This is a genomic window from Arthrobacter sp. 10L424 (assembly GCF_056395325.1).
In genome coordinates, this window is sequence record NZ_JBFTJH010000003.1 from 894,077 (window position 1) to 901,791 (window position 7,715).

Consider the following 7,715-nt stretch of genomic DNA (forward strand, 5'->3'; position numbering starts at 1 on the left):
CTGCTGGGACCCGGGAGGCGGCGCGAACCGCCTCCCGGGTCAGAAATCACCCGCAGTACGCGCCCGTGGAGGCGCTGTGAACGAGCTTGGCGTACTTGGCGAGCACACCCTTGGTGAACTTGGCCGGGAGCGGTTCCCAGCCCACCTTGCGGGCTTCGAGCTCGGACTCGTCGACCAGGAGGTCGAAGCTGCGCGCCGCGATGTCCACCCGGATCCGGTCGCCGTCCTTGACGAAGGCGATGGGGCCGCCGTCGACCGCTTCGGGTGCGACGTGGCCGATGCAGAGGCCCGTCGTCCCGCCGGAGAAGCGGCCGTCGGTCAGCAGCAGCACGTCCTTGCCGAGGCCCGCGCCCTTGATGGCACCGGTGATCGCCAGCATCTCGCGCATGCCCGGGCCGCCCTTGGGGCCTTCGTAACGGATAACGACGACGTCGCCGGCCTTGATCTGCCCCTTGTCGAGCGCATCCAGGGCACCCTGCTCACGTTCGAACACGCGCGCCGTGCCCTCGAAGACATCGGCGTCGAAGCCTGCGCTCTTCACGACGGCGCCCTCGGGAGCCATCGTGCCGTGCAGGATGGTGATGCCGCCGGTCTTGTGGATCGGGTTGTCCATGGCGCGGAGGATCTTGCCGTCCAGGTCCGGCGGGTTGATCGCCGCAAGGTTCTCCGCGACGGTCTTGCCGGTGACAGTGAGGCAGTCGCCGTGCAGCAGGCCGGCGTCGAGCAGTGCCCGCATGATGACCGGCACGCCGCCGATCTTGTCGACGTCGGTCATGACGTAGCGGCCGAACGGCTTGAGGTCACCCAGGTGCGGGATCTTGTCGCCGATGCGGTTGAAGTCGTCCAGGGTCAGCTCAACCTCCGCCTCGCGGGCAATGGCGAGCAGGTGCAGCACGGCGTTGGTGGAGCCGCCGAAGGCCATGGTCACGGCGATGGCATTTTCGAACGCCTTCTTGGTCATGATGTCGCGGGCGGTGATGCCCTTGCGCAGGAGGTTGACCACGGCCTCGCCGGACTTGCGGGCAAATTCGTCGCGGCGGCGGTCCGCGGAGGGCGGCGCCGCCGAGCCGGGAAGGGACATGCCGAGCGCCTCGCCGATGCAGGCCATCGTGTTGGCCGTGTACATGCCGCCGCAGGCGCCTTCGCCCGGGCAGATCGCCTTTTCGATCCGGGTCAGGTCTTCCATGCTCATCTTGCCGGCGGCGCAGGCGCCCACGGCTTCGAAGGCGTCGATGAGGGTGACTTCCTTTTCGGAGCCGTCCTCCAGCTTGACCCAGCCTGGCATGATGGAGCCGGCGTAGAGGAAGACGCTCGCGAGGTCCAGGCGGGCGGCCGCCATGAGCATGCCCGGCAGCGACTTGTCGCAGCCGGCCAGCAGCACGGAGCCGTCGATGCGCTCCGCCTGCATGACCGTTTCAACAGAGTCCGCGATGACTTCGCGGGAGACCAGCGAGAAGTGCATGCCCTCGTGGCCCATGGAGATGCCGTCCGAGACGGAAATCGTGCCGAACTGCATCGGGAAGCCGCCGCCGGCGTGCACGCCTTCCTTGGCGCCCTGGGCCAGCCGGTTCAGGGAGAGGTTGCAGGGAGTGATTTCATTCCAGGAGCTCGCGACGCCGATCTGGGGCTTGGCGAAGTCGTCGTCGCCCATGCCGACCGCCCGGAACATTCCGCGCGCGGGCGCGGCGTGGATCCCGTCGGTGACGACCCGGCTGCGGGGCTTGATGTCCGGTGTGGCGGCTGTCGCTGTTTTGGTGTCCTCACTCATGGGTGAAAGTCTAGGGCTCCGCCGCGGGGGGCAACGACCCCAATGCGAGCATTAAGCGGAAAACCGGGAATGTTTCGATCAAATAGTGGACTATCGTCTCACCTGATGGACCTAGGCCCTTCGGATGCTCAGTTCAGGTGAGCGGCGTCACGCAGCTCCGGAGCCTCGGCGACGGACTGCGCTTCGGCCTTGAGCAGGGTGAGTACCTGCTGGATGGTGGTCCTGGCCGCGACATCCGGACGCGCCAGCGCAACAATGCTGCGGCTGGCCTTGACCCCGGCCAGCGGGCGCAGCACGAAGCCCCTGCCCTGGTTTTTCAGGGCCGTATAGCGAGGCAGCAAGCTAAGCCCGTGCCCGGCGCTGACGAGGGCTTCAAGGACCCGCAGATCAGGGAACAGCTGGGCACGGACTGCCTGGGAATCGGCCTGCACCTCGATCTGGCGGAGCACCGTGTCAAACGGGAAACCCTCCGGCACACCCATCCACGGGAATCCGATCACGTCGGCAGCGCGGAGCGTTTCCTTGCCAGCCAGCGCGTGGCCCTCGGGGATTGCGACATCGAGGGGCTCATCCAGGAGCGGCACCACCGTCAGTCCCAGCCGGGCGAAGACGTCCGGCCCGTCGACGCTGTGTGCCAGCACAATGTCATAGTCGGCTGTCAAGCCCGCGAAGCCAGCCACATTGGGATCCTCGAAGTGCGCCTGGAAGCGGAGACCGTCGATGGCTTTGACGCGGTGCAGGAGACCGGGGAGGAACATCTCGGCGGCGCTCGGGAAGAACGCGGCCTTGACGTGGGTCTGCCAGCCGCGCCGGTAGGTGTCGATGGTGGCCTCCGCGCGGGCCATGGCAGTGGAAACCTCGGCGGCCGCCCCTGCCATGGCGAGCCCGGCCTCGGTGAGGCGCACTCCCCGGCCCGACTTTTCTACCAGGACTACTCCCAGCTCATCCTGCAGTGTCTTGAGCTGCTGCGAGACTGCGGAGGGTGTGACCCTCATTGCCTCGGCCGTGGCCCCGACCGTGCCGCGGTCAGCCAGTTCCCGGAGAATCCGCAGTCTCTTGAAATCCATGATCAGAGGCTACAGGGCGGGCGGCTAGGAGGGTGGACAGCCCCCTCAGGCGGACGTACCGTCAAACAACGGCAACCTTGCCTTGTGGACAGAAGGGCACTGCTATGGATTGGATCATCTGGCTCGTCGTTATCGTGGCGATTGTCGCCGTCGTCTGGTGGCTCCTCAACCGCAACAGCTCCCGCGGCTCCGCCGGCAAGGGGACCGGGGCCGCTGGGTCCGAGGGTTCCACACCTCCGCACCTGCACGACGTCGACCACGACGCCAGCCACCGCGGAGCCATGTCCGGGGGCGGTTCGGCCGCGTCGGCGTCGGCCGCCGGCCTGGCGTGGATGCCCACGTCCGCCGGGTTCAACCAGGCCGAACCCGGAGTCGAGCCGGAGCCCGCCCCCGACCCCGTTGCCGCCGCCGAGGATGCAGCAGCCGTCGAGGCGCACATGAAGGCGCGCGCGGCGGCGGCAGCTGCGGCGGCCGCTGCAGCATCAGACACCGCCACGGCGGATGTCGAGGCCACGCCCGCCGCAGAATCTGCTCCGCCCGCTGAAGCGGCCTCCGCGGTGGAGAGCCCCGAGTGGGAGACCCAGTGGTCCGAGACGCCGCCGGCGGAACCGCACGCGGCTGTCCACCCGGAGCCGGGCCACGGCGTGGCCGGCACGGCCGGGGCTGCAGCAGGTGCCCACGCCTTGGATGCCCCCGCGGCGGGCGCGGCGGCGGGAGTCCCCGTGCACCACGCTGAATACACGGAACCCCACGCCCCGACCCTCCCCGGCGCCGAATCCGCTGCGGGCGAAGCTGAGGCGGAGGCTGCGGCGGCAGCTGATGACAGAGTCGCCGCGGGAGCCGGGGCAAGCGAGACCGGCGGGCCGGCAACGCCGGCGTCGCCGGAAATGCTCGAATCCCCCCTCGCCGAGGCCGAGACCCGGCAGACCGCCATGTTCTCGGCCGCGTCCGAAACGGCTGCCAGCCATGAGGCAGCACCCGCCGAGCCCGCCGAACCCACCGGCCACCTCGCGGCCGAGCAGCCGTATGGCGAGGGATCGGCGGCACCAGCCGCGGACGGCAGCGGACCTGACGACTTCACCGTCAAGGGCAACGCCTCGTCGATGATCTACCACGACGAGACCAGCCCCGCCTTCGAGGAAACCCGCGCCGAGGTCTGGTTCCTGTCCGCGGCCCACGCCGAGGCCGCGGGCTTCCGGCCGCCGCGCCGGACGCGGCAGTAGGACCGCGTGGGGGCTGCCAAGAACCGCACTACGGGACGGGAACACGGCTGGGTGAGACCAGCGGCAGGGCGTCGTGGAACGGCCTCTTTCCGCGGACTGCCGCCGGTCCGCCGGTCCGCCGTCCCAAGAGGCTGGGTCGGCCTGGCGGCCGCCGGCGCGATCCTGCTGGGCGGTTGTACGTCCGGCGGCAACTCCGCTCCTGTGGACACCGCGCCCGCCAGTACCGCTCCCCCGTCGGGCAGCGAATCCGCGACCCCCGGCGCGCCGGGATCCAGCCCCTCCGGGGGTGCGCCGGGCGTGGCTCAGCCGGCGGTTGTCGAACAGATCGGGGCCGAACTGCAAGTGCCGTGGTCCACTGTCTTCCTGCCGGACGGCACGGCCGTCATTTCCGAGCGGGAGAGCGCCCAGCTCCGGACTATCGCGCCGGGCGCTGGCGGGGGCCGGGCCGGCACGCTCGGGACGGTGCCCGACGTCGTTCCGGACGGCGAAGGCGGGCTGTTGGGGCTGGCAGTGTCCCCGGACTTCGCCGCGGACCGGTACCTCTACGCCTACTTCACCGCCGCCGGCGACAACCGGATTGCGCGGCTGCGCCTCGAGGAGAGGGAGGGAAAGCTGCAACCGGGTGCCCCGGAGGTCATCTTTAGCGGGATCCCCAAGGCCCGAACGCACAACGGAGGGCGGATCCGGTTCGGCCCGGACGGGTACCTGTACGTCGGCACCGGTGACTCGCAGCGCCGCGGCCAGCCCCAGGACCAGAATGCTCTCGGCGGCAAGATCCTGCGCATCACGCCTGAGGGCCGGCCCGCCCCGGGCAATCCCTTCGGCGACAACCCGGTGTACAGCCTGGGCCACCGCAATGTCCAGGGACTCGCCTGGGACAGCGCCGGCCGGCTGTGGGCGAGCGAATTCGGGCCCGACGTCGACGACGAGCTCAACCTGATCGTGCCCGGCGGCAACTACGGCTGGCCGGACGTCACGGGCGCACCCCACCGCGCCGGCTTCCTGGACGCGAAGGTGGTGTGGCCGTCGACGGCGGAATCCTCGCCCAGCGGCCTCGAAATCGTCGGTGACACGGCCTACCTTGGAGCACTTCGCGGCCAGAGGTTGTGGGAGGTTCCCTTGAACGGCGAATTCGCCGGCGAACCTGTGGGCTATTTCACAGGACTGTACGGGAGAATCAGGGACGTTTCCCTGGCTCCGGACGGCCGCCTGTGGGTGCTCAACAACAACAAAAACCCCGATTCTGTGCTGGTTTTGGTGCTCCCCGGGTAGTGGCGGTGAGTACGGCTCCGCCCGATTTCACACTCCGTCCAAACTCGTGTAGAGTTTCATGTCGTTGCGGAGAACAACGCGGGAACAAAAAGACCGCGAAGAACGAAAACAACAGATGCACCTCTAGCTCAACTGGCAGAGCAATTGACTCTTAATCAATGGGTTCCGGGTTCGAGTCCCGGGGGGTGCACCAACAACGAAACCCCGTCTTCACTGGCTGACAGCCACGAGGGCGGGGTTTTGTTTTGCCCGCAAATCCGGCGAGCCGAAACATCTGGCAGCGATACCATAGGCATCCTCGCCGGGGGACCCATATCATCTGACGTATGGGTAGACGAATTTTCGCTGTTGTGGTGGCGGCAATCCTACTGGCAGGCTGCACGGGGCCTCCGCCTCCGCCTCAACCGGATGTAACGACGGCGGCGCCGACCGCCACGTCAACATCAGCCGTGCCGACGCCGGCGCCTACTACGCAAATGACTGGCTCGGCTGCGACAGATCATAATTGGGGCACCCCGATCGCTGGTGACGAGTTCAACTATGTCGGCGCACCGGACCCCGCGAAGTGGTCCGTGTACGACAGCGCAGGGCACGCGGGGAATGGCATTCGGAGTCCCCAGCAGGTCACGGTAGATGGTTCCAAAATGGTCATAACTGGAACGCCCGACGGGACGACCGCTGGAATAAGCGCGAAGTTCGCAAGGCAGAAGTACGGCCGTTGGGAGGTCCGCGCGGCGGCTTCAGGTGACAATGAGTATCACATGGTGGCGCTCCTATGGCCGGACAGTCGGAATTGGCCGTGTGACGGCGAAGTTGATTACGCGGAGACGTCTGGTGACTTTAGCGTGATCAAGTTCTTCCACCACTATTCATGTTTGGATTCGCAGACGTCGGCGGCCATGACTCTGGACGTTACCCAGTTCCACAACTACGCCGTTGACTGGTCTCCGAATGCGATCGTCGGCTACATCGATGGTGTGAAATGGTTTGAGGACAACGACCCGGCGCACCAGCCCCCCGGCCCTATGCACCAGACGCTGCAACTGGACTGGTTCCCGGACGGCACTGAAAACGGGGCTGGCGAAATGCGAGTGGATTGGGTTCGCGTCTATGAGGCAGCTCCCCCTCCCCTGGCGACATCCGGTGAGTCGTTTGAGTTCGCCGCCGCCGGGGACGTGAACCCTGCGGGTAACACGTCGCCCACGTCGAACAGTGGAAAGAACGCGGCTAGCATCATCGCCGGTCTCAACGACGGTTCGCTCGATAACTTCCTTCTGCTGGGCGATTTCCAGTATGACAAGGGCACCTGTTCCACGCTCGAGGCTTTCAACCAGTTGTGGGGTCCGGCTAAGACCAAGACATACTGGACCGCTGGGCCGAATCATGATGTTGAACCTGGCCGGAGTGACGTTGACCGGTACATGGATGGGCAGTGCGTGTCCACGGAGAAGAGCGCGACGAACTCAGATCTGGGACGGTTCCAGGACGCTCTTGAATGGTATTCGTTCGACAAGGGCAACTGGCATGTTCTTGTAGCGCCGACGGCCACATGGCGTTATGACTCTAAGCGTGCCGAGGCGATGACCTCGGAGATGGATGCCGATCTGAAAGCGGCGAAGGCCGCTGGAAAGCATCTGGCGGTTATGCTGCATGATCCGTATTTCACCAGCAACACATCGAGCCATACCCGCTTCGATAAGGCGAAGCCATGGATTGATATGTTCTGGACAAACCGCGTTCGTATATTGCTGTCCGGCTCACAGCACAATTATGAGCGGACCTGCCCGATTAACAACGAGGACCAGTGCGTTGCGGACGGGATGCAGCAATTTCAGGTGTCCACAGGTGGAATCGACCTCCGGGAGTTCACCAGCAACCCTCCCTACGTGGAGCGGAGGTTCAGCGACACGTGGGGTCACCTACGGATGAGTCTCAAGGCTGACGGATCTTATACGTGGGAATTCCGTCCCGTTTCCGGCGGAATGCAGACTGACAGCGGGTCTCGAGGCCCAAGCTAAATCCTCGGCTCCGATCACCGCCGGGGCCTGCACTGACATTGGTACCGTCACCATGCCAGGAGGCGACCGCAGGCCATGGGGAAATCCGGTCTCGTCGAAGGGCAGGATCCCACCGGGACCGCCGACCTGGAAGTTGACACAGGCGAACAGGTCATCCCGCACAGCGTCCGGGTCCCAATCGGTCATCGAGGGCAGATTTATTCCGCCTCGTTGAATGTGGGGAGTATGTTGCCGGGGTGGCGGGGGTCCTCGTCTGACACGCCGAGGTGGAGGTCGCTGAGGAGCCGCCACTGCGCCGTGAGGCTCATGCGAGCAGTCCCAGCACGCGGGGAACGAAGAGGAGCACGTACATCCCCCACATGACGGC

General features: G+C 66.4%; 5 protein-coding genes and 1 tRNA gene. 4 read left to right on the forward strand and 2 right to left on the reverse strand.

What is annotated here, in order from left to right; genetic code table 11:
- Positions 1-46: 46 nt before the first annotated feature.
- Positions 47-1,768 carry a dihydroxy-acid dehydratase gene (ilvD, locus tag AC1DC5_RS09695; protein WP_441406552.1) on the reverse strand — a complete coding sequence of 574 codons (1,722 nt, stop codon included), beginning with the start codon at positions 1,766-1,768 and terminating at the stop codon, positions 47-49.
- Positions 1,769-1,896: 128 nt separating this feature from the next.
- Positions 1,897-2,835 (reverse strand): LysR family transcriptional regulator, encoded by a 939-nt coding sequence (locus tag AC1DC5_RS09700; protein ID WP_441406553.1) that lies wholly within the window; start codon positions 2,833-2,835, stop codon positions 1,897-1,899.
- 104 nt (positions 2,836-2,939) lie between these two features.
- Here AC1DC5_RS09700 and AC1DC5_RS09705 point away from each other — a divergent pair, with 104 nt between their 5' ends.
- The 4 genes from AC1DC5_RS09705 (at position 2,940) to AC1DC5_RS09720 (ending at position 7,348) form a co-directional block, all read left to right on the forward strand.
- Positions 2,940-4,058 carry a sunset domain-containing protein gene (locus AC1DC5_RS09705; RefSeq protein ID WP_476864978.1) on the forward strand — a complete coding sequence of 373 codons (1,119 nt, stop codon included), beginning with the start codon at positions 2,940-2,942 and terminating at the stop codon, positions 4,056-4,058.
- A gap of 96 nt (positions 4,059-4,154) precedes the next feature.
- Positions 4,155-5,330, forward strand: coding sequence for a PQQ-dependent sugar dehydrogenase (locus tag AC1DC5_RS09710; RefSeq protein ID WP_476865003.1), 1,176 nt, complete (start codon positions 4,155-4,157; stop codon positions 5,328-5,330).
- A 117-nt stretch (positions 5,331-5,447) separates the two neighbouring features.
- Positions 5,448-5,523 (forward strand) — tRNA-Lys (locus AC1DC5_RS09715).
- 283 nt (positions 5,524-5,806) lie between these two features.
- The gene (locus AC1DC5_RS09720) at positions 5,807-7,348 is read left to right on the forward strand and encodes a family 16 glycosylhydrolase (RefSeq protein WP_476864979.1); all 1,542 of its coding nucleotides are present in this window, start codon (positions 5,807-5,809) and stop codon (positions 7,346-7,348) included.
- Positions 7,349-7,715: the final 367 nt, after the last annotated feature.